Here is a 26,070-nt window from a genome sequence, read left to right as displayed (position 1 = left end):
GTGGCAAACAGTTCGACGGCGTCCGGTTACAGGTTGGACAGCTGCGTAGTCACGAGCGCGGCTCGGCCCGGAGTTGCCCCTGCGTGATCACGCGGTGCCGTGCGCGCGAGACGCGGACCCAGTCGGCACCGGTGCAGTAGACGCGGCCGAGCGCACAGGACAACACCCGCAGTTTGTCGGCCCCTTCAACTCGATCGTGCCGTAATGGATCGTGCCGCTGTCCTGGCTGGAGACGCCGCCATCCCAGCGCGCGTACTGCTTCGGCTTCATGTTGATCAGCACGGCTTCGCCGAGATCGCGCGTCGTCCTGTCGAGCGCATAGCCGCACAGCGCCGTGCCGCAGTGACGGATGCGCACCAGATCGTTGGCTTCGGTCTGCCAGTCGCCGATCGGACTGTCGTCCGCCTCGTCGGCCTCGCGCGAAACCTGCAGCACCGGCGCCGGACGCGCAGACGCTGCGAGCACCGCAGCCGGCGGCTGAGCTGCGACGACCGGCGGCGGCTGCGGGGTCATCACGCGCGGCGGCGACGGTGCTGACGGTGGCGACGCGGCAGCCGGCACGGCTGGCGCGGGCTTGTACACGATGATCGGGGGCGGCGCGGGAGGCGCTGCGGGCACGGGCACGGGCGCGGGCTGCGCGCTTGCGGCCGGCGTGGCCGGGACTGCTGCCGTCGCCGCGGGCGCAGGCACCGGCTTGATCGCACGACCGTTGTCAGCGCCGTCATCGCGCCTCGATGGACCCGATACCGAGACACAGGACAGCGCGCGGCAGCGCGTCTTATCGAGATGGACGCGGTGGCCGCCGATCGAGAACGAGATGCCCTCGCCGGCGTTGGCGAGCGGCATGAACAGCATCAGCGCGACGGGCAGGCAGAGGCGCTTCATCGAAACCTCCAAAACGTCCGATGACGCTAGGGGCGCCGTGCTCGCGGCGCAGTGATCTCCGTCACCGTGGCGAGCCGTTCGGCTCTGCCCGGCAACGTGATGTGCATCACGGAATCGGAAGCCGGCGGCGCGTAGCGTCCGGACCAATCACCGCCCCCGCTCAACGCCATGGAGACTCACGATGCAGAAGCTCGTTGCGATCGCCGCGCTGCTGATGGCCACCACGTCAGCGCATGCCGGCGGCACCGGCATCACCTTCCAGATCGACGGCCAGCGCATCCATGTCGAGGCGCCGCGCAATTGCAGCGCGCTGTCCTGCATCCGCATCTCGGCGCCCGGCTATAACGGCACGATCGGCGGCATCGGCAAGAATCTCGGCTCGAAGTCCAACGACGATGACGATGTCGCCTCGTCGACGAGCTCTCCGCCACCCGCGCCACCGCCCGCACCTGCTCCGGTTCAGGCCGCCGCGCCGGAACCGGCCGCGCCGACCGCCCCCGCTGTCCCGCCCCCTGCGCCGCCGGCAACGGTTGCGACGGCGGCCCCTGCGCCCGTCGACGCCGCGCCTGCACCGGTCGCCACACAACCTGCGCCGCAGCCGCAAGCCGCTCCAGTCACCGCTGCCGCACCGGCGCCGACCGGACCGATCGGCGTCTGGGCCACCGAGGAGAACAAGGGCAATGTCCGCGTCGAAGCCTGCGGCGCCAATCTGTGCGGCTATTCGGCGACGAGCAACGAACGCATCCTGATCAACATGAAGCCCGACGGCAGCAAGTGGAGCGGCCGCATCCACGATCCCGACTCCGGCCGCAACTACGACTCGACGATCGCGATGAAGGGCCCGAATGCGATGCGCGTGCAGGGCTGCGCCTTCGGCGGCATGTTCTGCGGCGGCCAGACCTGGAAGCGGGTCAGCTAGGCGTCACATTTCCTTTCCGGATCGCCCTGATGTCCGCGGCCGCGCAAGCGGCGAGCGGACATCATTCTGACTGGTCCGACGGTCGCTTCATGTCGATCGCCGGACGCGCTATAAGCGTCGCAATGTCGAGGTTGAATCGAACCTGCGGGCGGCTTGCGATGGCGATGACGGCTCTTGAACTCGGTCTGCGGGGCGCGGTGGTCGCGCTGTTCCTGGTGGTTTGCGCAGTGCTGCTGCTGCGCTACGCGGCGGTGCATCGCGCCGCGCATCTCGGTGCCGCGATGGGCGTGGCCGGCGCGGCCTACGCGATCACCACCGCACCGTTCTTTCCCGCATCGTCATTCGGCTGGAGCTCTCCCTTCATCGCGCTCGCGATGGGCTCGCCGGTGATCTTCTGGCTGTGGGCGCGCGCGATGTTCGACGAGCGGTTTGCGCTGCGGCCCTGGCATGCGGCGGTGTGGACGCTGCTCGCCGGCCTTGGCGTCGTGAGCCACAATTGCTGGACGATCTGGCCCGATCTCGCCGGGCCGTGCGGTCGCGTCCTGGCGCTGGCGACGATCGGGTTTTCCGTGCTCGGGATCGCGCAAATCCCGAAGGGATGGCGCAGCGCCGTGACCACGGCGCGCGGCCGGATCCTGATCGCGCTGCTGATCGGCATCGGCCTTCAGATGATGTTCGCCGCCGCGGCCGGGCTCGCCGCAATGCCGGACCTCTCCATCAGCCGCAGCGCCGCGCTGGCGCTTGGTGCATTCGCGCTGATCGCGATCTGGATGATACTGTTCGATCCGCCCGCGAGCCAGCCGGCGGTTGCCCGCGCCCACGGCGGAACTGGTCAGGCCGCACGGCTCGCGCGTTCGCTCGCCAATGCCGGTCCGTCGGCCTCGAGCCAGGCCGCGCTGAACCACCTCAAGCATCTGATGGCGACCGAGCGGACCTATCGGCAGGAAGGGCTGACCATCGGCGTGCTCGCGGTCAGGCTCGGCATGCCGGAATACCGGCTGCGGACGCTGATCAATGACGGGCTCGGCCACCGCAACTTCAACGCCTTCCTCAACCGCTATCGGCTCGACGAGGCCAAGGCGGCGCTCGCCGATGCCGGCCAGGCCGAGGTACCGGTGCTGACGATTGCGCTCGACGCCGGGTTCCAGTCGCTGGCGCCGTTCAACCGCGCCTTCAAGGCGGACACCGGGCTGACGCCGACCGAGTTTCGCCGGCAAGCTATCGCCGGCAAGACCGCAACGGATGAGGTGGAAATCGCCGGTTCAAACTGACAATTCGCTCCTCGAATTCAGAAATCGATAGGCCGACAGGCCCACAATCTGCCTAGCTGTGCCGACGCGGGCGCGGGTCGCGCCAATGCGTGAGATGACAAGCGGAGTTCAACGGCCGATGAAGCATTTCTTCACCGCGGCAAGGTTGCTGGCCCTCGACCTGGCGTCGACCCTCGTCTTTCTCGTTCTGTTCCTGCTGACCCACAACACCGCGCTCTCGGTCGGCCTCGGCATCGCGTTCGGCGTCACGCAGATCGGTATCCAGATCATACGCGGCAAGCGGATCGACACCATGGAATGGCTGAGCCTGGTCCTGGTGGTCACCGCCGGCACCGCGACACTGCTCACGAATGACCCGCGCTTCGTGCTGTTCAAGCCGAGCGTGATCTACGCCATCGTCGGCGTCGTGATGCTGAAGCCCGGCTGGCTGAACCGCTATCTGCCCGAGATCGCGCAGACGGTCGTGCCCGATGTCGCCATCAAGGTCGGTTACGTCTGGTCGGGGCTGATGTTCGTCTCCGCCGCGGTGAACGCCTTCGTCGCGCTCACCTGCGAGATCACGACATGGGCCGTCGTGATGCCGGTCTTCGGCATCGTCAGCAAGATCGTGGTGTTCCTCGGCGGCTTTGCCGCGATCCGCCTCACCGCCAGGCGCCGCATCCGCGCCATGCCCGAAGCCCAGCGCGAGGCCGTGCTCGCGCTCGAGGGGGCTCCGGCGGCGGCGACACCATAGGCGCTGACGTTGCCCGTCGGCGTGTGGTTGACGAAACAAACCGGCGCGCGACGAAACCATTTTGCCGTGCGCACGAAGAATTGCCGAAACCAAACCTGCCTAGTGATGGCCTCCGCGACACGCTGCAACGGCGCGATCATCACAAGGGGGACATCATGGCTTTCACTGCTTCCACGCTGCGTCACGGCAAACTGCTGGCGGCAACCGCGTTCGCGCTCGGTCTGTTGACTTCGGCCTCCTATGCCTACACCGACGAGCAGCAACAGCTGTGCACCGGCGACGCGATGCGGTTGTGCAGCTCGGAAATCCCCGACGTCGATCGCGTCACCGCCTGCATGGTGCGGCAGCGCGCGCTGCTCAGCGACGGCTGCAAGGCGGTGTTCCACTACGTGCCGCCCGCAACCGCCGCGCAGCCCGCAAGCTACGCCCCCGCGGCCAGGCCGGCGAAGCCACTCAAGATCACTCCTCACAAGCGCGGCTAAGCAAAACCCTGGCAACGACCAGGCACCGTGCTTCCGCTCGGGAGCGCGGTGCTTATCGTTCTGGTCCGCCATGACAACAAGGCAGGACCGTTCATTCGGCATTCAGCCTGACGCGGCTCAATTGCCAGTCCCCAATGCCTCCCGGGAATCGATGGTGATGCGCCGCGCCTTCCTTTATGCGCTTCTGCTTGGTGCCGGCGTCACGATGGGTTGGCATACAACGGCCAATGCCGCGCCGAAGCTGACGCAGCTCGCGCAAGCGCAGCCTGCACCGGCACCCTTGCCCGCCCCCGCACCGAGTGCGACACCGTCAACGCCAGCGCCTGCCACGCCAGCGCCTGCCACGCCCGCCCCGGCTGCCGCGCCGCAGGCCACGGCGCCCGAGCCGATCGGCAACGTCGCAACGCTGACCGGCACCGCCACAGTCACGCGCAACAACACCACGACGCCGCTGCAGATCCGCGACGATATCTTTGCCAATGACGACGTCGCGACATCAGCGACCTCCTCGCTCGGCATCACCTTCAACGACGGCACCACCTTCAACCTGCGGGCCAATGCCAGGATCACGATCGACAATTACGTCTACGAGGACGGCGGCCAGCAAAACAGCGCGCTGTTCAACGTCGCCAAGGGCACGGCGGCGTTCGTCGCCGCCGCGGTGGCAAAAACCGGCGACATGAAGATCTCTACGCCGACCGCGACGCTCGGCATCCGCGGCACCACCGGCCTCGTCGAGGTGCCCGAAGGCGCGACCGCGACCAGCAACAATGTCGGCATCAAGCTCTATCCCGATGCCGACGGACATGTCGGCCGCATCGAGGTCAACGACCGCAGCGGCGCCTCGCTCGGCGTGCTGACACGCGGCGCGAGCGGGTTTGCGATTCGTCCAGGCGCCGGCGGTGCCCGTTTCGCCGCGGTGCCGCTGACGATCTCGCCGCAACAGATGACGCGCGACCAGGGCTTCGTGCGCGCGGTGCATTCGGCGCAGACGCTGGGCCGTCAGGTCGTGACCGAGCAGCGTGACTTCCGCCGTGCCAATCCCGACTTCCGCAGGGCCAATCCGGCCGCGCCCTATCCGAATCGCGGCCAGCCGGTGCAGCCGAACCCGCAGCGCCAGAACGGCCTGCCGGGCCAGAACCGCAACGCGCCGCAGCAGCCGGGTCAGCAAAACCGTCCGGGCCAGCCGCAGCAACCGGGCACGCAACCCAGCACGCCCGGCCGGCAGGGCTCGCAGCAGCAGCCGGGCACACAGCAGCAAGGCGGCGCGCAGCACGCGTTGCCCGGCCAACCCGGCGGCACGACGCTGCCGCACGCGCCCGGCGTCCAGACGCCAGCCGGACAACGGCCTGCGGGACAACAGCCCACGCGCCAAGAGCCCACACGTCAGGGAGGCGCGACGCAACCCGGCGGACAACAGCAACCCGCGCGTCAAGGCGGTCTGCAGCCCGGCCGTACGCAGGTGCCAGGCGGCGTCCGCCAGCCCGGACAACCAGGTCAACCGGGCGTGCCGCGACAGGGCGCGGCGCAACCTGCGCCGCAGGCACCCGGCGAGGTGCGGCCCGGCATTCAGCAGGCCACACCCGGCGTGCGTCCGGGCATGCAGCGGCCCGCAGTTCAGGCCCGCCCCGGCTTCACGCAACGGCGCGCACCGCCGCCGCGCGCAGCGAAGCCGCCGCCCCGGGACAAGCGCCGCAATTGATGAGAGCGCGCGGCGTCAGGCCGCGCGGCGCAGCCAGTCGCGCACGCGCTCAATCAAATTCTTGCGCGGGATCGGTTGGACTGTGGTGGCAACCGGTTCGATCTCGCGCGCAGATGACGGCGGCGGTTCGGATGCAGTTGCTTCCACAACATGCGCGGTCTCGATCGCTTCGCCGCTATCCGCGGCACTATACTCCGGCACCTTCGCCGGCTGATCCGGTTCGGTATCCATCACCGCAATATCGGACGTATCGGCTGTGACCGGCAACTCTACAGGCGCCGGCGTATCGACAACGATCGGCGTCTCGGCTTCCTCGGGCGCATTCGCGACCACGGGCGCATTCGCGACCACGGGCGCATTCGCGACCACGGGGACCTCCGCCGTAACGGGCGCTTCAGCGATCGCAGCTGCGTCAACGACCGGCTCTTCCTCGGCAAGCCGCGCGCGCCGTCGCGCCGCAGCCACGTTCCGCAACTGTGCACGCCGCTCCCGCTCGGCGTTCGCCGCGGCCTGCATCGCGATCGGGCCGACATTCTCCAGGAACGCGCGCTCATAGCCGCGCGACAGGCGATCGAGCGCTTCATCGAGCGGCAGCCAGTCCACTTCCCTGATGTCGCTCATCAACGCGCGCACCGGCTCGCCGCCGGCATCCATGCGCCAGTAATGCACCACCTTCGAGCGGCCGCCTGAATCATAGACCAGCGTGCCGAGGAATTCGTGTACCACGACATCGTGGCCGGTTTCCTCCAGCACCTCGCGCTCGGCGGCCTCGCGCGGCGTCTCGCCATCGTCGAGCTTGCCCTTCGGCAACACCCATTCATTGCGCTTGCGCAGGCGCACGACGGCAAAGCGCGGCAGAGCCTCCCGCCGCAGCACAATGCCTCCCGCCGCCAGAACAGGCGTCCGCGCCATCACGTGTCCATCGGGTTTGCGATTTAGGATCGTCGCGCGACGATCTCGCCTATCTTAAAGCATGATCCGGAAAAGTGGAAACCGGTTTTCCGGGCAGATCATGCTCAAAGAATGACGCGCAGCAAACAACGAGATCAGTTTGCAGGCTTTTTCAACAACGGTTCGCCGCATTTGATCCGTGTTCCCTCCGCGACATTGTCGCAGAATTCGAAATCGCCGGGCGCCAGCAGGATGATGGTCGAGCCGTGCTCGAACCAGCCGAGCTCGTCGCCCTTCTTCACATGTGCGTCACAGGGGAAATCCACCGGACCGCGCGATTGCGCGTTCAGCGTGACGTCGAGGAAATGCAGGCGGAGGCTGGCGACAAGGATCGCGGCGACCGGAACCAGCGTCAGCGCCTCGCCGGTCGGAAGCTTCGCCCGCAGCACCGCGCGCTCGTTCTTGCAGAACAGCCGCTCGACCCGCTTTAGCGCGATCGGATTGACGTTCCAGACGTCGCCATGGATGAACGTCACCTTGTCGATCGCAAGATCGTACGGCGCATGGAAGCGGTGATACATGCTCGAGGTCAGCCGCAGCGTCACGAAGCGGCCGTTTTTGTGCTGCTCCACCAGCGCGGGATCGCCGAGCAGGTCGAGCAGCGAATACGGCGCGCCCTTGACCTGGAAAAGCTGCCCATCCTCGATCCGCCCATGCGCGCCGATGATCGCATCCGACGGGCTCGCGATGATGGCGGGATCGGCCGCCGCCGGGCGCAGGCCGGGCTTCAGCTCGCGCGTAAAGCAATCGTGCAAACTCTTGAACTCGGTCTTCTTCGCCTCGGACAGATCGAGGTCGGAGAACAGCTTCCAGCAGGCGATCGAGGCATCGCGCACCAGGGGGTTCTCGACCTTGGAGAACCAGCCCATGAATCGGGTGATCGCCGCCCGCGGAATCCGGTTGGTTAGCAGGAAATTGAGGTCCTCCTGCTGGGTGAATGCCGAGATCAGGCCCTTGACTGTCATGAATTTGTTAGGTGCCGAGGCTAGCGCTTCTGTCATGGAAACATCCCTTCCGATTCTCTCGCTGTCCGCCGCCGCGCTTGCCGGCGCCGCCGCAGCTTTCCCCAAAATTCAGGCCCGCCTCGCGCTGTCGCGGGCCAAGCACCGCTCGCTGACCGGACACTCCAAGATGTCCAAGATGGTCGCGCGCATGGTGCCGCACTACGAATTCGACATCGACGCGTTCTTTTGCTCCGACGGAGCCCCGAAGGACGTCGCGATGCAGCGCCAGGACGGCTTCTTCCGCCTCGCCGGCCTCTACGCGGATCGCTACCCCAAGGGCCGCGCGCTCACCGCCGAGGTGACGGAGCGGATATCCGACCTGCAGTTCACCGAAACCTACCGCGTGCCGTTCCAGTACAGCCGCCTGGTGCGCGAGCATCTCGGCACCTCGGCCTTCGTCGAGGCGTCCAGCGGCGTCACCGTTACCGACCTCGACGGCAATGTGTCCTACGACCTGACCGGCTCCTACGGCGTCAACATCTTCGGCAACGACTTCTACAAGGAGTGCATCGCCGAGGGTGAGAAGCGGGCGCACGCGCTCGGTCCCGTGCTCGGCCCCTACCACCCGATCATTGCCGACAACGTCAAGCGGCTCTGCGAGATCTCCGGCCTCGACGAGGTCTCGTTCCACATGTCCGGCACCGAGGCCGTGATGCAGGCGGTGCGGCTCGCACGCTACCACACCAAGCGGACGCATCTGGTGCGGTTCGCCGGCGCCTATCACGGCTGGTGGGGCGAGGTGCAGCCCGGCGTCGGCAATCCGGTGTCGCCGCACGAGACCTACACGCTTGCCGACATGTCGGAGAAGACGCTGCACGTGCTGCGCACTCGCAAGGACATCGCCTGCGTGCTGGTCAATCCGCTGCAGGCGCTGCATCCGAACGGCAACGCGCCCGGCGATTCCGCGCTGGTCGATTCGTCGCGCTCCTCCCGCTATGACCGTGCCGCCTACACCGAATGGCTGAAGAAGCTGCGCGAGGTCTGCACCGAGCGCGGCATCGTCCTGATCTTCGACGAGGTGTTTGTCGGCTTCCGCCTCGCCGCCGGCGGCGCCCAGGAATATTTCGGCGTCAAGGCCGACATGGTGACCTACGGCAAGAGCCTCGCCGGCGGGCTTCCTATCGGCGTGGTGTGCGGCCGCAAGGACCTTATGCGGCGTTTCCGCGACGACCGGCCGGCCGACATCTGCTTTGCCCGCGGCACCTTCAATTCGCATCCCTACGTGATGACGGCGATGGACGAGTTCTTGAGCCGGCTCGCCAGCCCCAACTTCCGCTCGATCTACAACGGGCTGGAGGAGACCTGGAACGGCCGCGCCAAGGCGCTCAACGACCGCCTCACCGAACAGGGCCTGCCGGTTCGCGTCGGCAACATCTCGTCGATCTGGACGGTCTATTACACCGAGCCGTCCCGCTACAACTGGATGCTGCAATACTATCTGCGCGCCGAGGGCCTGGCGCTGAGCTGGGTCGGCACCGGCCGCCTGATCTTCACCCTGAACTACACCGACGCCGACTTCGCCGAGGTCGCCGACCGCTTCGTCACGGCCGCCGAGAAGATGAAGCGCGACGGCTGGTGGTGGCACAAAGAAGGCCTCACCAACAAGAACATCAAGCGGCAGATCCTGAAAGAGATGGTCGCCGTGAGGTTCGGGCGCTGAGGCTAGTCCCAAGCACCGCTGTCTCCCCCCCTCGCCCCGCTTGCGGGGAGAGGGTTGGGGTGAGGGGGAGTCTCCACATACTCGCTGACAAACGGACTCGCGGAGAGTCCCCATCACCCGGATTGCATCTGCGATGCAATCCGGCCTCTCCCCGCAAGCGGGGAGAGGCGAAGTGAGCGTGCGGTCAAGAATATTCAACGCGAAGCTATCCGCTCTGTTCCCAAGAACGTAGATGCCCGGGACGAGCCCGGGCATGACGCAGTTCAAAGACGTTGGAGCAACGATCAGGCGTGCCTGACGTGCTTCTCGAGACCCGGATCGATCAGCTCGCCCTTCATCAGGAACAGCGGCGCCTTGTGATAGAGCTTGAGGTCATGGAAGGGGTCGGTGACGATCTTGGTCATCCAGACGAGGCCGGTCTCGACGTCGCGGATGAAGAACAGGTGGATGGTGCGGAACAGAAGGCCGCCGATGCCGACCGCGAGCCAGATCTTGGCGACCTGACGGGTGAAGTCACCCATCGTGACCCAGGGCTTGAACAGGCCGAACAGGGTCGGGTCGAAATACAGCACCATCGGCGACAGCGCCCAGATCGCCATCAGCACGACCTTGCGCTGCAGATTGTAGCCGACCTTGATGTCTTCCTTGTGCTCGTGGGTCGCCTGGTTGACGTGATCGTAGCCCTTCGGCTCGAAGAAGAAGTGGCCGGCCTGGCGCGAGGTCATCGAGACCAGCCAGCCGACCAGCGCCGACACCACCGGATCGAAGAACAGCATCACATAGGCGAACAGGAAGCTCAGCGCGCTGACGAAGTGCAGGCTCTGGTTGATCCGGCTGTGGTGGTAGAAGCGATGGTCATCCCAACGCTGGGTACGCAGCTCTTGCAGAAAGTTCTTGATCATTGGTTCCCCCAACATCTTTCGGGACAGGATTTACAGGGATTCGATGTATCGCGTGTGACATCATCATAATGACATATGACAATGCGGAGCGACGCCTTGACGCAACCGGAGAAGGGTTTTGCCTCATCCCGGCGAGGTTTGCGGGGATGAAGCTGAGGAGATCGTAGCATCCTGGCTTGGGAGCGCTGCGCGCCACCTCACCCGGGAGGACCGGCGGCTCTGGGCCGCCTTGGTCAGGCCGCCTCAGGCTGCCTGCTTAGGCGGCCTTGGCGACATCAGCCTTGCGGAAGCGGACCAGCGAGAAGTGGCCGAGCGGCGGGATCAGGCGGCGCTCCGCGAGCTCCATGCCGCGCGCGCCGGCCAACCATTTGGTGTAGCGCGACCAGGCGAATTCGGCGGTGCGGAACCCGAGCGGGCGCACCACCGGCTGCAGCTTCTGCTCGATGAAGCGGCGCACGCCGGCATCGGCGCTGACGCGGGTCAGGACGATCATCTCGCCGCCGGGCTTCAGCACCCGGGCGAACTCGTCCATGGCAGCTTCCGGGTTCGGCACCGCCGACAACACGTACTGCGCCATCACGACGTCGAACGAATTGTCGGGGAATTCGAGCTTCTCGGCGTCCATCACCGCGAGCCCCTCGACATTCTTCAGGCCCTGCTCGGCAACCCGCTTCTTGGCCTTCTCCAGCATCGCCTCGGAGATGTCGGTGCCGAAGATGCGCACATTCTGGCTGTAAAGCGGCAGCGAGATGCCGGTGCCGACGCCGACCTCGAGCACGCGGCCGCCGATCTTGTTGGTGGCCTGGATCGCGGCCTGGCGGCCCTTGCTGAACACGCCGCCGAATACGAGGTCGTAGATCGGGGCCCAGCGGTCATAGGCCTGCTCGACCGTTTCGCGGTCGAAGTCCATGGAACGGTCGGCGCCCAGCTTGATGATTTCAGCCATAGTCAGAGTCTCTCGTCTTTCGTTCGATTGAGCTGTTAATTCGGAACCGCACTGCGGCCGGCGACGCGGCGGGCGGGCCGCGGCGCGCGGCTCGGCTGCAACGTGGCCAGATTGCCGATGAACTGACGCGCACTGTTTTCCCAGGAACGCTCCAACGCAAAATTGCGGCAGTCCGCGCGCGACATGTTCAGCGCGCGCAGGCAGGCGCTGCGCAGATCGTTGTCGATCGCGCCGACCGGATGATCCGCGATGACGTCCTTCGGGCCGGTGACCGGGAACGCCGCGACCGGCGTGCCGCAGGCCAGCGCCTCGAGCTGCACGACGCCGAAAGTGTCGGTCAGGCTCGGGAATACGAACACGTCGGCGGCGGCGAGATGCGAGGTCAGATCCTGGCCCTTCTTCTCGCCGAGGAAAATCGCGTCGGGATACTTCTGTTGCAGCGCCGCACGCTGCGGGCCGTCGCCGACCACGACCTTGGAGCCCGGCAGGTCCAGCGACAGGAAGGCGTCGAGATTCTTCTCAACCGCGACGCGGCCCATGGTCATGAAGATCGGCCGCGGCAGGTCGAGCACCGCCGGCTGGTCCGGATTGAAGATCTTGGTGTCGACGCCGCGGGTCCAGAAGCCGAGCTTGCGGAAGCCGCGCCCGGCAAGCTCCGTGCGCAGCGAGTCGGTCGCGACCATCGTCATCGATCCGGCGGCGTGGAAGTGGCGCAGCACGGCATAGCCGACGCTGTCCGGAATTCCGGTGCGCACCGAAACATATTCCGGAAAGCGCGTCGTGTAGGACGTGGTGAAGGCGAGCTTGTTGCGCTGGCAATAGCCGCGCACTGCCCAGCCGATCGGCCCCTCGGTCGCGATGTGGATCGCCTCGGGCGCGGCCTCCTCGATCCGGCGCGCGATCTCGCGGCGGTTCGGCAGCGCCATGCGCAGGCCCGGATAGGTCGGCACGCCCACCGAACGGAAACCGTCGGGGGTGAGGAATTCGATCTCGGCGCCGAGCGTCGCTGCGCTACGCGCAAGCGAGGTCAGCGTCCGGACCACGCCGTTGACTTGCGGATGCCAGGCATCGGTCGCAACGAGTATGCGCATCGCAGGAGACCCAAATCGTTAATCTTGATTCTGCTCGCACGACGTTCTGACATGGATGTTTCAAACGTATGACGTCATCGAAATGTTAGGTTGTTTTTCACGGCGAACTGCCGGTTTTTCGTGTAACATGACAGCCAGATGTCAGAGCAGCAGAGTGAACATCCCGGCACCACGCGCCGCAGGCTCAAACGGCGAAACTCCTCGCTCCTGATCCTCGCGGTCGGCATCTTCGTGTTTGCCGCCGCCGCCGCGGCGCTGTTCTACGGTCTGCGTTCGACAACCCTCTCGATCGCGGTCGGCCCGACCGGCAGTGAAGACGTCAAGCTCATCCAGGGGTTCGCGCAGGCCTTTGCGCGCGACGGCAGCGCGGTGCGGCTGAAACCGGTCACGACACAGGGCGCCGCCGAAAGCATTGCGCTGTTCGCCGCGAACAAGGTCGACCTCGCGGTGGTGCGCGGCGATCTCAGCCTGCCGGCGAGCGCCGAGGCGGTTGCGATCCTGCGCAAGAATGTCGTTGTGCTGTGGGCACCGTCGGGCGGCAAGGGCAAGCCGCGGTCCGCGAAGATCAAGAGCATCGACGACCTCGCCGGCCGCAAGGTCGGCGTCGTCGGAAGCACCCCGGCCAACGTCACGCTATTGCGCGTGATCCTGACCGAGTCCGGCGTCAACCCCGACAAGGTCACGATCACTCAATTCGCAGTCAACAAGGTCGCCGATCTGGCGCGCGATCCCTCGCTCGACGCCTACATGACCGTCGGGCCGCTCGACAGCAAGGTGACGGCGGAGGCGATCGCGGCGACGGCGGCCGCGCGCGGCGAACCGAAATTCCTCCCCATCGATGTCTCGGAAGCGATCGCGCAGAAACATCCGCTCTATGAGTCCGAGGAGATCGCCGGCAGCATCTTCTCCTCCTCTCCGGCGCGTCCCGAGGACAAGGTCGAGACCGTCGGCGTCAATCACCTCATCATCGCGCAACATGCCCTTCACGAAGCAACCGTCGGCACGCTCGATCGGCAATTGTTCACGCAGCGGCTCCAGGTCGCGCGCGATCTGCCGGCGGCAGCCAAGATCGAGAAGCCGGACACCGACAAGGATGCCGCGCTGCCGGCGCATCAGGGCGCGGCCGCCTATATCGACGGCACCGAGCGCACTTTCCTCGAAAAATACTCCGACTACATCTGGGGCGGCATCCTGCTGGTCTCCGGCCTCGGCTCGGCGGGCGCATGGCTGCGCCACTATGCGAAGCGCGACGAGCGCGAGCAGTACGTCACCCACCGCGACAATCTGCTGAAGCTGATCTCGCGGGTACGCGGCGCCGAGACGGCGGATGAACTCGCCGCGATGCAGGGCGACGCAGACGCGCTGCTGCGCGAGGCGCTCGATTGCTACGACGACGGCGCGATCGAGGAAGGCGATCTCTCAGCGATCGGGCTGACGCTCGAGCAATTCCATCACGCGGTCTCCGACCGCCGCGCGGTGATCAACGGCGAGAAGCCGGCCCTGCCGAGGACACGGGCCGGCTAGGCGCGCACGGCGATTGCACCGAGAGCAATGTGCACCGAGAGCAATGTTTGGATTGCGCGTGCATCCGCGCGTGGCCATATCAGTACGACCACAACGCTCTGCACGACATTATGACCACATCCCTCATCGCCGACATGCCCGCGCCGTTCGTACTCGCGGTCGCCCTCGCCGGCGTGCTCCTGATCTCCTTCATGAAGGGCGCGTTCGGCGGCGGCTTTGCCATCGTCGGCATTCCGCTGCTCTCGCTGGCGATGGACCCGATCGCGGCCGGCGCGCTGCTCGCGCCGCTGTTCGTCGTCATGGACATCACGGCGCTGCGGTTCTGGCGCCCCAATACGTGGTCGCGCGCCGACCTCGCGATGCTGCTGCCGGCGCTCGTCGTCGGCATCGGCCTCGGCTATTTCCTGCTGCGCGACCTCGACCGGCACGCCGTCGAGATCGTGATGGGCCTGGTGACGCTGGTGTTCGCCGCGCTGTGGTTCATCGGCGGCGGCGAGATCAAGCCGCGGCCGCGCTCGACGGTCAAGGCGACGCTCGCGGGGCTCTCTTCCGGCGTCACAACCATGGTTGCCCATTCGGGCGGACCACCGCTTGCGATGTACCTGCTCCCGCTCGGCATGCCGAAGGCGCTCTACGCCGGCACCACCAGCCTGTTCTTCACGGTCGGCAATTTGCTGAAGGCCGGACCGTGGCTGGTGCTCGCGACGCCCTCGCGCAGCCTGTGGATGCTGATGGCGCTTTGCGTGCCGGCCGTGCCGGTCGGCGTCTGGGCCGGCTGGCGGCTGCACGAACGCCTCGACCAGCGCGCGCTCTACCGCCTCTGCTATGCCATTCTCGTCGTCACCGCGGCCAAGCTGCTGTGGGACGGACTGGCCGGATACGTTCGTTTCTGAGCGTCGGCGGCGCTCCTGCAGCTCTGGGCACGGGCGGCGTTGTGGTGCCCGTCAGGAAGATCGTGCGCTCCGGCTGCCGCTCACACTGACGGCGAGTGGCCCGATCCCCTCGAGCGTCCGGGCCATATCGTCCGGCTCGAGCCGCCTGCGGGCCACGAACGAGAAACGGCGGCGCAGCTTCAGGACCGGCTTCTCGATCCAGTGCCAGGAGAACGCCGCGAACGCCGTGATCAGCACCAGCGCGACGGTGAACTGGACAATCGGCGATGCGTTCGGCAGCCAGACCTTCACCACCTGCTGCATCGGAAAACCGTACAGATAGATCCCGTAGGAATAGTCGCCCCTTGAAAACAGCGGCAGCCGCGGCAGCTTCGAGAGACCGAGGAACACGGTGATATAGACCAGCGCCGGAGCAACGACGGCGTTGAGGAGGGGCTGGGTGATCCAGGCAGCCGGTCCAAGTAGTGCGGCTCCGACGCAGAGCGCGCAGCAGACGGCGAGGATGCGCCCGTCATAGGGAATGCGGTCGCGGTAAAGGTAGATCGCGATCCCGAGCAGGCAGGCAACCGGCAGCTTCGCGCCGCGCCCGAGGAACAGCGCCGTGCTGAAGATCTTGTCGTACAGAGTGCCGGCGACGCCGGGAGGCAGTTGCGACGGCGTTGCGACATGTCCGGTGATCTGCACGGCAAAACCGATTCCGACCAGCACGACCGCGCCGAGCACGATCAGCGCCGGCCTGCGCAGCAGCCCCAGCGTCATGATGACCGCCATCACGGCGTAGCAGCCATATTCGAACGGCACGGTCCACAGCGAGCTGTTGACCTCCGGCGCGGGATTGCCGGTGAACACGCCCGGCAGGGTGTAGTTCACAAGCCCGACGACATTGGTGAAATATTTCCAGGTGCCGGCGCTGGTGAAATAGTCCCAGAGCGGCAGCGTGGTGAAGATCGGCCCGAGGATCAGCGCCGACAGCACGATCTCGACCGCAAGCGCCGGAATGATCCGCATGCCGCGATTGATCAGGAATTCCTTCAGGCTGAGCCGCAGCCCGCTTGCGGCGATCAGGAAGCCGCTCAATGCGAAGAACATCACGAGGATGGCAAATTGCGGGAACCAGAGGATCCACGACGGATCGGCGTCGCCGCGACCGGTGGCGACATAGGACGTATGACCGGCGACCACCGAGATCGCGAGCGCAACGCGGAGAAAATCGAACCCGGGACCAAAGCCTTCCTGCTGATCCAGCATGCTGCCGATCGAAGGCGCTGGCATGATTTCCACTCCATTCCAAACCACGCCTTTGGGCAGCAAGCCTCGTGCCAGGATAGATGTCCTGATGCGGTACAACCTACCCGGCAACCGGCCCTTGACCGTTCGACGAAACACCCACGAAACAAATCCCTAACGGCACGAAACCATTTTGGCGATTTCGTGCAAACGTCCGGAAACGCCTCACCTGTACTGGTTTGACCCAACGACGCGCCGGAACTGGCGCGCAAGGCGCAAACAACAGGGGTCGACAATGTTCAATTCCATCAAGCTGAACGCACGTCTCGCTGCCGCCGCCTTCGGTGCGCTGGCGATCGGCACCGTCGCTGTCTCGAATTCCGCCGCGGCCGCGCCGCTGCCGATATTCCCCTTCATCCTGATGCCGCCGACCGAGGCGGTGCAGCCGCCGGCGCAGTCGATGCCGCAGGCGCAGGACCAAGACCGCTCCGTCGAATTGCCCGCCCGCCTGCGCCGCCAGGTCGTCGCCTATCCGACCCGCGAGGCGCCCGGCACCGTCATCATCGATACCCCGCACACCTATCTCTATCTCGTGCTCGGAGGCGGCCAGGCCATGCGCTACGGCATCGGCGTCGGCCGCGACGGCTTCACCTGGTCCGGCACCCAGACCATCACCAAGAAGGCGGAATGGCCGGATTGGACCCCGCCGCCGGAAATGATCGCCCGCCAGCCCTATCTGCCGCGCCACATGGCCGGCGGCCCCGGCAACCCGCTCGGCGCCCGCGCCATGTATCTCGGCGGCACCGTGTACCGCATCCACGGCACCAACGCGCCGGAGACGATCGGCACCCACGTCTCCTCCGGCTGCCTGCGCCTCACCAATGAGGACGTCACCGACCTCTATTCGCGGGTCAACGTCGGGACCAAGGTGATCGTGCTGCCGATGACCGATCGCCGCGCCGATCTCGGCTCGGCCGTCCGCTGAGCCCGACACGTCAAGACATTGAGGGCGGCTCCGGCACCATGCCGGGGCCGTCGTCGCGTTCATAATCATTAACGTCCCGGTGATCTCGGGCGACCCGCCCGCCTCCGCCCCCGAAGCAGCTTGATCCCGCCACACTGGCGCCCTCGTCGGCGGGCCTGTACAACCCGTCAAGTTGATTTGATCCGGGGGAATGATGCGTCTACCGATGCATCCAAGAACAATCGCGCTCGGGCTCACGGTGGTGCTGGTCTCGTTCGCGATCAGCCTCAAGGCCATGGACTGGCTGGCGCCGAGCGTCACGGTGCAGGCGCCGCCGCTGGTGCAACTGCCGCTGCTGCCGGCGGCGCCGCGCTCGTCGACGGTCGTGGCGCAGGTCTCGGTCGCGCTGTCGGCGATCCGCGATGCCGCCGAACGCGGTGCGCCGAAGACCTTCGGCGGCAAGGCCGACAACCCGGTCCAGCAAATCCTGCAAAATGCCGACATCGGCTGGACCGCCTCGCGCGGCCCGATCGCAGCCACCGGCGCGCAGGACGTGCTGACGCTGACGACCCCGATCAACGGAACGCTCAAGGTCACCGGCTCGTTGTCGGCACAGGCGACCGGCGCGGTCAGCAACGCGCTTGGCAGCCTGCTCGGCGGCAACGTCGCCAAGCAGATCGGCGCGGTGAACATCAAGAACATCAACGCCAATGCGGACATCAAGGGCAGCGTCACGCTGACCGCGCGGCCGAAGCTCGGCGCGTCCTGGCGGATCGAGCCGAACCTGCAGGCGCAGGTCAATCTCGGCGACACCAGCCTGTCGGCGGCCGGCGTCCGCATCAGCGTGCCGGCCCAGGTCAAGCCTGTCATCGACAAGGCGGTCGCCGACCAGATTTCCGTGGTCGAGGCCCGGTTGCAGAACAATCCGGTGTTCCAGAACGCCGCCCGCGCGCAATGGGCCAAGGCCTGCCGCTCGATCCCGCTGCAGGGCACCGGCGGCACCGCATCGATGCCGCCGATGTGGCTCGAGTTGCGGCCGACCCGCGCGATCGCCGCGCAGCCGAAGGTCGATGCGTCCTCGCTGATCCTGACCATGGGGATCGAGGCCGAGACGCGGATCACGGAGACGCAGACCACGCCGAACTGCCCGTTCCCCGACAAGCTCTCGATCGTGCCGCCGATGCCGAGCCAGGTCTCGGTCGGCCTGCCGGTCGACATGTCCTTCACCACCCTGACGCAGCTGGTCGAGGCGCAGTTGAAGGGCAAGACCTTCCCCGAGGACGGCTCCGGCCCGGTCGACGTGACGGTCAAGAGCGCGAGCATCGCCGCCTCCGGCGACCGGCTGTTGATCTCGCTCCTGGTGCACGCCAAGGAGAAGAAGAGCTTCTTCGGCCTCGGCGCCGAGGCGACCGTGCACATCTGGGGCCGGCCGCGGCTCGATCAGGCGGCGCAGACGCTGCGGCTGGCCGACGTCGAGCTGGCGGTGGAGTCCGAAGCCGCGTTCGGCCTGCTCGGCGCCGCCGCGCGCGCGGCAGTCCCGCATCTGCAGCAGGCGCTCGCCGACCGCCTGGTGGTCGATCTGAAGCCTTTCGCGACCAACGCGCAGCGGAAGATCACCGCCGCGATCGCCGACCTGCAGAAGAACGAGGAAGGCATCCGCGTCGACGCCGACGTCACCAGCATCCGCCTTGCCGGCATTGCGTTCGATTCGAAGACGCTCCGGGTGATCGTGGAAACCGACGGCACCATCAAGGCCGCCGTCACCGCGCTACCGGCGCTGTAGGCCGCAGCTCGATCGGATTGCTCTTTTACCTCTCCCCACTTGCGGGGAGAGGGAGAAGTCTGGATCCGCCGCGCCCTGCGCATGCCCAAAAAGTCGTCTTTGCGACAGGTTGCCGCACCGGATAGAAGGTGCCTCGTGGAAGCCACCTCGAACGAAACATCAGGGAGAGAAACACGATGAAATCGCTCTTGGCCGCAGCGGCGGCCAGCCTCGCGCTTGCGGCCTCCGGCACGGCGGCTCACGCCCAGATCTCCGACGATGTCGTCAAGCTCGGCGTGCTCACTGACATGTCGAGCCTTTATGCGGACGCCACCGGCAAGGGCTCGGTCGCGGCGGTCGAGATGGCGGTCGCCGATTACGGCGGCAAGGTCAAGGGCAAGCCGATCCAGGTCGTCGTGGCCGATCATCAGAACAAGCCCGACGTCGGTGTCAGCATCGCGCGCAACTGGTACGACAACGAGAAGGTCGATGCGATCCTCGACGTGCCGACCTCCTCGGTCGCGCTGCCGATCTCGGCGCTGACGCGCGAGAAGAACAAGATCCACATCAACTCCGGCGGCGGCTCCTCCGATATCACCGGCAGCGCCTGCTCGCCCAACACCGTGCACTGGACCTACGACACCTACGCGCTGTCGAACGTCGCCGGCAAGGCGATGGTCAAGCGCGGCGAGGACACCTGGTTCTTCGTCACCGCGGACTACGCCTTCGGCATGGCGCTGCAGCGCGACGCCGCCAACGTCGTCAAGGAGACCGGCGGCAAGGTGCTCGGCGAAGTCCGCCATCCGCTCAACTCGTCGGACTTCTCGTCCTTCCTGCTGCAGGCGCAGGCCTCCAAGGCCAAGGTCGTGGCGCTGGCGAATGCCGGCGGCGACACCACCACCGCGCTGAAGCAGGCCGCCGAGTTCGGCCTGACCCAGGGCGGCCAGAAACTGATCGCGCTGCTGATGGAAATCACCGACACCCATGCACTGGGGCTGAAGGCGACACAGGGCCTGATCGTCACCGACGCATTCTACTGGGACATGAACGACGAGACCCGCGCCTTCTCGAAGCGCTTCAACGAGAAGGTCGGCCATATGCCGACCATGATCCAGGCCGGCCTCTACTCGGCGACCATGCATTACCTGAAGGCGATCGAAGCGATCGGCACCGACGAGGCGCCGAAGGTGATGGAGCAGATGCGCAAGACGCCGGTCAACGACTTCTTCGCCAAGAACGGCCATATCCGGATCGACGGCCGCATGGTGCACGACATGTACCTGTTCGAAACCAAGAAGCCCGAGGAATCCAAGGGCGAGTGGGATCTCTACAAGCTGATCGCCACCGTGCCCGGCGACGAAGCCTTCCGTCCGCTCGACAAGGGCGGCTGCCCGCTGGTGAAGTCGAACTGACGGACGCGTCCCTCGCGATGAGATTAGGTTGAATCACCTTCGCGCTTTAGCTCGTTGTTTGAGCATGATCTTTTCGGAAAACCGCTTCGCACTTTTCCGGATCATGCTTTAACGGGCGGCCGGGCCGCCCGGCCACAGCAAACAAGAAAGCGCCCGGCTACCAACCGGGCGCTTTTCTTCGTGCGAGCAATTCCGATCGACCGTCTGGTCAGTCAGCGTTGAAGCGGTCTCACCGTTATTTCATCGCTTCAATCGGCATTGCCGCGCGGGATCATCCAGGTCGAGAACGTCTGCCAGACGCCGGCGCCGAGATTGCGCTGATAAGCGATGAAATCGGCATGGTCGCCGTGCACCAGTTCGTAGCGATAGTAATTCGAGAGGTCGTTGGTCTGCTTGGTCATGGAACGTCTCCGTCGTGAGGGAAGGTCCTGTAGTTCGAGTTAGTCCCGGCACGCCCGGCGTCAATAGAATGACATGTATCATTCAATCACAGCCGCGCGAGCGGCCCGCACCGTCAGCGCCTGGCGCGATGCGAAACGTGGCGCGGCACATCCGCAACGCCGATGCCGGCCTCCCGCTGCTGGATCGCCTGCAACACCGCCGGCGGTTGCAGCACCAGCGCGGCCGCGCGGGTCGGCGCGCCGTTATTGAGCACGTCACGATAGGGATACAGCGCCTGGTAGGCTGCCGGCTCGGAGATTGCAGCCTGGGCCGAGGCCGCCGTCGCCGTGATGGCCGACAGCGCTGCTGCCAGCGCGATGGATTTGAACGTCCTTGTTCTGAACGTCCTGGCGAGGTGAGAAATCCTGGTAGTCATGGTAACGCTCCCGCGATTTACATCGCATACGATTAATTCGTTCCCGCCTGATCAAGGCCTGACGCAATCGGTCTTCAAGTATCTCGATTTAATCGGATGCGATTTATTCGGGCGCGCGGCTTCAAATATCCGTGTCACCGGCGATGCCATGCGCAGCCCGCAATGGCGGCCTGCTCGGGCCACGCGACTGGTGCGGCTTCAGGCACGGATCTGGGCGGAATCCGACTTCGACGTCACGACAGGATGGCTCGTCATTTGCACCGAGCACGCGAGCTGCGCGCGCTTCAAGGCGTCCAGCCGATGCGCGGCACTAATCCGCCGCTGGAATCGTGCACCCAACCGCGCGTCGATGCGGCACACATCGAAACGAGTTCGCTTCGGCTACACCGGACGCGGTTACTTCGGTCAAATTCGAGCCGGATCGGACAGGCTGCCGAGGTTGGCAGGATTTAACATCCACGCCATAGTGAATGACTATCCTGGTCGTGAGCCAATGTGGGGTCAGCTATGGACGTGTCACCTTCTGGTAGCGAGAGCCGAAGCACGTCGGAGCCACCACAAGCAGCGCACGAGGCCAACGCACACGCGTCAACGCGCATGCCGGCCATCATCGTCGGCGTCATTGCCGCGATCATCATTGCGCTGTCCGTCTATTATCTGCTGCGGCCCGAGCCGCTGCTCGTGCAGGGCGAAGTCGATGCAACGCGGCTCGATATCGCCGCGCGCGTCGACGGACGCGTCAAGGAGATCCCGGTCGAGCGCGGCCAGAACGTGGCGGCGGGCGCCGTCCTGGTGAAGATCGACAATCCGGAAACGCTGGCAAAGCAGGATCAGATGCGCGCCGCCAAGGCGGTCGCCGACGCGCAACTCGCCAACGTCATGGTTGGAACGCGGGTCGAGACCATCGCCGCGCGGAAGGCGGAAATGCAGCGCGCGGAGGCCGCGCAGGTGCTGGCGCAGAAGACCTTCGATCGCGCCAAGACGTTGACCGAGCAAGGCAACGCGCCGCAGGCCCGCCTCGACCAGACCACCGATGCGCTGCACGAGGCCGAGCGCGGGCTCGATCAGGCGAAATCGGCCTATGAGCAGGCGGTCAACGGCTACACCAAGGAAGAACGCGCGATCGCGAAAGCCAATGTCGAGAAGGCCGAAGCGGACATTCAGAGTGTGCAATCGGTCATCGATCAGCTCGCGGTCTACGCGCCGGTCGCGGCGCAGGTTTATCAGCGCAACGTCGAGCCGGGCGAGTTCGTCTCGCCGGGCGCGCCGCTGGTGACGCTGATCAATCTCGGCGATCTCTGGATCCACTTCGATCTGCGCGAGGACCTCGTCAAGGGCCTGAAGGTCGGCGACAAGTTCGACGTCCGGATTCCGGCGCTCGACGACCGTCATGTCACGGTCGAGGTCAAGCTGATCGCGACCAAGGGCGAATATGCGAGCTGGCGCGCGACCCGCGCCACCGGCGATTTCGATCTGCGGACATTCTCGATCCGCGCCTATCCGGTGCAGCCGGTGCCCGAGCTGCGGCCCGGCATGAGCGCCTATCTCGACTGGCGGTCGCGGCAATGAGGCTCGCATCGCAGCCCGGATTCTGGCGGGTCGCGCAGCGCGAGTGGCGGTGGCTGCTCGGTGACCGCGTGGCATTGCTCTTGATCTTCGGCGTGCCGCTGTTCGCCTTCGTGGTGCTGACCACGGTGTTCAGCCAACCGGTGATCCGCGGCCTCGGCGTCACCGTCGTCGACACCGACAAGTCGGATACTTCGCGCGCGCTGACGCAGCACGTCGCAGCGTCGCCGAGTCTGCGGATCGTCGACGATTCCGGTTCGCTGGCGACCGCGGTGCAGGACATCCGGTCCGGCAAGGCGATCTCGGCGATCTTCATCCCGCCGAATTTCGAACGCGACCTGAAGGCCGATCGCCGCCCGCAGGTGGTCGGCTTCTACAACCAGCAATTCCTGACCGCGGCCGGCATCGCCTCGTCGGGCCTGAACGATGTGTTGTCCGCAGCTGCGAGCGCGGCAGCTCCGGCCAACCGCGCCGCGCCCGGCCCGGCATCGATGGGAACGCTATCCGCGGAGACCATCGCGCTGGTCAATCCGCAGAAGAACTATGCGCAATTCCTGCTGCGCGCGCTGCTGCCGACGATCATCCACGTCGTGATCACGCTCGCCGCGGGCTATTCGGTTGGCTCCGAATTCCGCCGCCGCAATGCGCGCGAGTGGCTGGAAAGCGCCGGCGGCGATCCGATCGCCGCACTCGCCGGCAAGCTGGCGCCGCTGTTCGTGATCTTCATCCTGATCATGCTGGCCCAGCCGCTGATCCTCGAGGGCGTGCTGCAGATTCCGTTCAAGGGCGACGTGCTGCTGATGATCGCCGCGGGCCTGCTGCTGATCATCGCTTATCTGTCGCTCGGCGCCCTGCTGCAGCTTTTGGTCGGCGACCTCGCGACCGGGCTCGGCCTTGCCGGCCTGATCGCCTCCCCTGCCTTCGGATATGCCGGTGTCGGCTTTCCCATCATCGGCATGAATACGTTCGCACAGGTCTGGAGCGCGATCCTGCCGCTGCGCTGGTACATGGCAGTCCTGATGGGACAGGCGGCGCGCGGATTGCCGGCATCGGAATCGGCAATCCCCTTCGCGGCGCTCGCGGGCCTCACGCTGCTGTTTGCCGCGCTCGCCTTGCTGCGCATGGCGAGCCTGACGCGCAGGGGCTGGTTCGCGGCGGCGCGGCCAAGCGAACCGGCGGTCAGCGAGCAGGTCGCACCCGGCGTCGGCGGCGCCTTCGTGGCGGAGTGGCGGCGCGTGCTCGGAACGCGCAGCGCCTTCAGCCTGCTGTTCCTCGCGCCGCTGGTCTACGGCATCTATTATCCGCAGCCTTATCTGAGCCAGATCCTGCGCAAGCTGCCGATTGCAGTCGTCGACAACGATCTCAGCGATCTCTCGCGCCAGATCGTCGAGACGCTCGACGCCAGCGGCACGTTGAGCGTGACGGTGCGCGCCCGCACCCTTGCGGAGGCAAGCAGCGCGATCGATCGCGGCTATGCATTTGCCGCCGTGCAGATCCCCCCTGGCACCGAGCGCGATGTGCTCAAGGGCCTCACCGCGCACATCCCGGTCTACGCGGACGCCACCTATCTGTTCATCTTCCGGTCGACCGCAGGCGCCGTCGCCACCGCGATCGGCACGCTGACATCCGAGCTGGTGTCGCGCGGCGCCCGCGCCGACGCAAGCCTGGTCAAGGCGAAGCTCGCAAGCCTCAGCCCGGCCAACGTCCTGCTGCAACCGATCTTCAACCCGGTCGGCGGCTATGCGAGCTACATCGTCCCGGCGGCGTTCATCCTGATCCTGCAACAGACGCTGCTGATCGGCGCGGCGATGCTGACCGGCACGGCGCTGGCGAACTCCCGCAGCACGGTCGCGGGCGTGCTCGGTCGCAGCGTGGCCCATCTGACCCTCTATCTGCCGGCGCTCGCGCTGTATCTGATCGTGCTGCCGCGGATCTATGGCTTTTCGACGCTGGGCCATCTGCCGCAGATCTTCGCGCTGGCGACCGTCTTCCTGCTGGCGACGAGCTTCCTGGGGCAGGCGATCGGCGCCTGGTTCACACGGCCGGAGAACGCCACCATCCTGCTGCTGGCAACCAGCCTGCCGCAATTCTTCACCGCCGGCTTCGCATGGCCGCGCGAGGCCATCCCCCCTGCGGCGACGGCGCTCGGCCGGCTGTTCCCCGCGGACTCGGCGATCGACGGCCTCGTGCGCATCAACCAGCTCGGCGCCAGCCTCTGGGAGGTCTCGCACGACTGGCTCAGGCTATGGTGCCTGGCGCTCGGCTATTTCGTGCTCGCCGTGATCTCCGCGCTGGTGTTCAAGAGAGGACAGCAACATGCCCAACGCTAGGCGCGTCGCCATTGTTGCGATCCCGCTCGTGCTCGTCGCGGGTGCGCTGGTCTATGCCGAGAGCCACGCGACGCCGGCGCTCGCAATCGTCGGCGTGGTCCGCTCGACCGAGGTCAGGATCGAACCGGAAGTGAACGGCCAGCTGGTGTCGATCGCGGTCGAGAAAGGCGCGCAGGTGCACGCCGGCGACGTCCTCGCCAAGCTTTCCGCCGTCGAGCTGACCGCACAGGCGGACCAGGCGCGGGCCGCGCTCGCCGCCGCGGTGGCGAGCCGCAACAACGTCTATGCCGGCGTCCGGCGCGAGCAGATCGATGCGCTGAAAGCCGCGATCTCCAAGGCCAATTCGCGCCTCGACTATGTTGAGACGCAGCTCAAGCGGATCACCACGCTGGCGAGCCAAAGTTTTGAAACCCAGCAGGCGCTCGACCAGTCCGGGAACGACGTTGCCGCCGCGCGCGCCGGCGTGGCCGCGGCCCAGGCCAATTACGATGCCGCCGTCGCGGGACCGACCAAGGAGGAACGCGCCATCGCCGACGCACAAGTGCAGGCGGCCGCGGCCGCCGTCGCGGTGCTCGAGCGCCGTCTCGACAAGATGGTGCTGCGCGCACCGGTCGACGGCGTGGTCAGCGTGATCGCGGCCGAAGTCGGCGAGAACGTGCGTGCGGGTCAGCCGATCCTGATGATTGCGGCGGCCGGCAAGCAATGGCTGTCGTTCAATGTGCGCGAGGACCATCTGGACGGCCTTGCGATGGGCAAGACCGTGAGCGTGATACCGAACGGTTCCGGCGCCACCACCAAGGCTGCCATCACTGAATTGCGGCCGCTCGGGGTGTTCGCCACCTGGCAGGCCGAGCGCGTGATCGGCGATCACGACCGCAACACGTTGCGCCTGCGTCTCGATCCCGCAGGCGCCGCGGAAGGTCTCGAGCCCGGCATGAGCGTCCGGATCGAGCGTTGACAATGCGCGGCGTCTGGCTGCGTGCCACGATGACCAGCGTGCTGCCCCGGGCGCATCTCAATGCTTTTGAC

Annotated in this window: 23 protein-coding genes; 14 read left to right on the top strand and 9 right to left on the bottom strand. The window is 66.3% G+C overall.

Features of this window, described 5'->3' with window-relative positions; translation table 11 throughout:
* Positions 1–87: 87 nt before the first annotated feature.
* On the bottom strand, positions 88–885 hold the full coding sequence (locus AKN83_RS15650; RefSeq protein WP_063695361.1) for a DUF2147 domain-containing protein: 798 nt from the start codon (positions 883–885) through the stop codon (positions 88–90).
* Positions 886–1,066: 181 nt separating this feature from the next.
* Here AKN83_RS15650 and AKN83_RS15645 point away from each other — a divergent pair, with 181 nt between their 5' ends.
* The 5 genes from AKN83_RS15645 to AKN83_RS15625 all read left to right on the top strand — a co-directional run bounded on the left by AKN83_RS15645 (position 1,067) and on the right by AKN83_RS15625 (position 5,992).
* Complete coding sequence (locus AKN83_RS15645) at positions 1,067–1,804, top strand: DUF2147 domain-containing protein (protein ID WP_050403212.1); 738 nt, start codon at positions 1,067–1,069, stop codon at positions 1,802–1,804.
* 158 nt (positions 1,805–1,962) lie between these two features.
* Positions 1,963–3,075 (top strand): AraC family transcriptional regulator, encoded by a 1,113-nt coding sequence (locus AKN83_RS15640; RefSeq protein ID WP_050403211.1) that lies wholly within the window; start codon positions 1,963–1,965, stop codon positions 3,073–3,075.
* Positions 3,076–3,193: 118 nt separating this feature from the next.
* Positions 3,194–3,808: an inner membrane-spanning protein YciB gene (locus AKN83_RS15635; RefSeq protein WP_050403210.1), complete on the top strand. Its 615-nt coding sequence runs from the start codon at positions 3,194–3,196 to the stop codon at positions 3,806–3,808.
* A 155-nt stretch (positions 3,809–3,963) separates the two neighbouring features.
* Complete coding sequence (locus AKN83_RS15630; protein WP_063695360.1) at positions 3,964–4,290, top strand: hypothetical protein; 327 nt, start codon at positions 3,964–3,966, stop codon at positions 4,288–4,290.
* Positions 4,291–4,447: 157 nt separating this feature from the next.
* A complete protein-coding gene (locus AKN83_RS15625) occupies positions 4,448–5,992 on the top strand; it encodes a FecR domain-containing protein (protein ID WP_347336827.1) in 1,545 nt (514 codons plus the stop codon).
* Between the two features lie 15 nt (positions 5,993–6,007).
* Here the strand turns inward: AKN83_RS15625 and AKN83_RS15620 are convergent, their stop codons facing one another.
* On the bottom strand, positions 6,008–6,904 hold the full coding sequence (locus AKN83_RS15620) for an NUDIX hydrolase (protein WP_063695359.1): 897 nt from the start codon (positions 6,902–6,904) through the stop codon (positions 6,008–6,010).
* A gap of 134 nt (positions 6,905–7,038) precedes the next feature.
* Positions 7,039–7,908 carry an archaetidylserine decarboxylase gene (gene asd / locus AKN83_RS15615; RefSeq protein ID WP_050403207.1) on the bottom strand — a complete coding sequence of 290 codons (870 nt, stop codon included), beginning with the start codon at positions 7,906–7,908 and terminating at the stop codon, positions 7,039–7,041.
* Positions 7,909–7,942: 34 nt separating this feature from the next.
* On the opposite strand from asd, the gene AKN83_RS15610 reads away from it, so the two are divergent.
* Complete coding sequence (locus tag AKN83_RS15610; RefSeq protein ID WP_050403206.1) at positions 7,943–9,607, top strand: aminotransferase class III-fold pyridoxal phosphate-dependent enzyme; 1,665 nt, start codon at positions 7,943–7,945, stop codon at positions 9,605–9,607.
* A gap of 284 nt (positions 9,608–9,891) precedes the next feature.
* On the opposite strand, the gene AKN83_RS15605 is transcribed toward AKN83_RS15610, so the two are convergent.
* From AKN83_RS15605 to AKN83_RS15595, 3 genes are all read right to left on the bottom strand, one after another.
* Entirely contained in the window at positions 9,892–10,509 is a 618-nt protein-coding gene (locus AKN83_RS15605; RefSeq protein ID WP_050403205.1) for a hypothetical protein, read from the bottom strand.
* A gap of 256 nt (positions 10,510–10,765) precedes the next feature.
* Positions 10,766–11,455 (bottom strand): class I SAM-dependent methyltransferase, encoded by a 690-nt coding sequence (locus AKN83_RS15600; RefSeq protein ID WP_050403204.1) that lies wholly within the window; start codon positions 11,453–11,455, stop codon positions 10,766–10,768.
* A gap of 35 nt (positions 11,456–11,490) precedes the next feature.
* Positions 11,491–12,546: a glycosyltransferase family 4 protein gene (locus tag AKN83_RS15595; protein ID WP_050403203.1), complete on the bottom strand. Its 1,056-nt coding sequence runs from the start codon at positions 12,544–12,546 to the stop codon at positions 11,491–11,493.
* Positions 12,547–12,684: 138 nt separating this feature from the next.
* Here AKN83_RS15595 and AKN83_RS15590 point away from each other — a divergent pair, with 138 nt between their 5' ends.
* The gene (locus AKN83_RS15590; RefSeq protein WP_050403202.1) at positions 12,685–14,070 is read left to right on the top strand and encodes a TAXI family TRAP transporter solute-binding subunit; all 1,386 of its coding nucleotides are present in this window, start codon (positions 12,685–12,687) and stop codon (positions 14,068–14,070) included.
* 110 nt (positions 14,071–14,180) lie between these two features.
* Positions 14,181–14,963, top strand: coding sequence for a sulfite exporter TauE/SafE family protein (locus AKN83_RS15585; protein ID WP_050403201.1), 783 nt, complete (start codon positions 14,181–14,183; stop codon positions 14,961–14,963).
* 51 nt (positions 14,964–15,014) lie between these two features.
* Here AKN83_RS15585 and AKN83_RS15580 read toward each other — a convergent pair whose 3' ends face one another.
* Positions 15,015–16,235 (bottom strand): acyltransferase family protein, encoded by a 1,221-nt coding sequence (locus tag AKN83_RS15580; RefSeq protein ID WP_063695414.1) that lies wholly within the window; start codon positions 16,233–16,235, stop codon positions 15,015–15,017.
* 250 nt (positions 16,236–16,485) lie between these two features.
* On the opposite strand from AKN83_RS15580, the gene AKN83_RS15575 reads away from it, so the two are divergent.
* From AKN83_RS15575 to AKN83_RS15565, 3 genes are all read left to right on the top strand, one after another.
* Positions 16,486–17,175: a L,D-transpeptidase gene (locus tag AKN83_RS15575; RefSeq protein WP_050403200.1), complete on the top strand. Its 690-nt coding sequence runs from the start codon at positions 16,486–16,488 to the stop codon at positions 17,173–17,175.
* A gap of 193 nt (positions 17,176–17,368) precedes the next feature.
* The gene (locus AKN83_RS15570; RefSeq protein WP_050403250.1) at positions 17,369–18,937 is read left to right on the top strand and encodes a DUF4403 family protein; all 1,569 of its coding nucleotides are present in this window, start codon (positions 17,369–17,371) and stop codon (positions 18,935–18,937) included.
* A 176-nt stretch (positions 18,938–19,113) separates the two neighbouring features.
* Positions 19,114–20,328: an ABC transporter substrate-binding protein gene (locus AKN83_RS15565; protein ID WP_050403199.1), complete on the top strand. Its 1,215-nt coding sequence runs from the start codon at positions 19,114–19,116 to the stop codon at positions 20,326–20,328.
* 248 nt (positions 20,329–20,576) lie between these two features.
* Here AKN83_RS15565 and AKN83_RS40560 read toward each other — a convergent pair whose 3' ends face one another.
* Complete coding sequence (locus AKN83_RS40560; RefSeq protein WP_172803558.1) at positions 20,577–20,729, bottom strand: hypothetical protein; 153 nt, start codon at positions 20,727–20,729, stop codon at positions 20,577–20,579.
* A 113-nt stretch (positions 20,730–20,842) separates the two neighbouring features.
* On the bottom strand, positions 20,843–21,145 hold the full coding sequence (locus AKN83_RS15560) for a hypothetical protein (RefSeq protein ID WP_050403198.1): 303 nt from the start codon (positions 21,143–21,145) through the stop codon (positions 20,843–20,845).
* 597 nt (positions 21,146–21,742) lie between these two features.
* On the opposite strand from AKN83_RS15560, the gene AKN83_RS15555 reads away from it, so the two are divergent.
* From AKN83_RS15555 to AKN83_RS15545, 3 genes are read left to right on the top strand one after another with little or no spacing between them, the layout of a single operon-like run.
* Complete coding sequence (locus AKN83_RS15555; RefSeq protein ID WP_063695358.1) at positions 21,743–22,714, top strand: HlyD family secretion protein; 972 nt, start codon at positions 21,743–21,745, stop codon at positions 22,712–22,714.
* Positions 22,711–25,041: an ABC transporter permease gene (locus tag AKN83_RS15550; protein WP_063695357.1), complete on the top strand. Its 2,331-nt coding sequence runs from the start codon at positions 22,711–22,713 to the stop codon at positions 25,039–25,041. The genes AKN83_RS15555 and AKN83_RS15550 overlap by 4 nt, the downstream gene beginning before the upstream one ends.
* Positions 25,028–25,999, top strand: a complete 972-nt coding sequence (locus AKN83_RS15545) for an HlyD family secretion protein (protein WP_050403196.1) — start codon at positions 25,028–25,030, stop codon at positions 25,997–25,999. Before AKN83_RS15550 ends, AKN83_RS15545 begins: the two co-directional genes overlap by 14 nt.
* The last annotated feature ends 71 nt before the right edge of the window (positions 26,000–26,070 follow it).

Source organism: Bradyrhizobium embrapense, from assembly GCF_001189235.2.
GTDB lineage: Bacteria > Pseudomonadota > Alphaproteobacteria > Rhizobiales > Xanthobacteraceae > Bradyrhizobium > Bradyrhizobium embrapense.
This window is presented reverse-complemented; position numbering and strand designations above follow the sequence as displayed.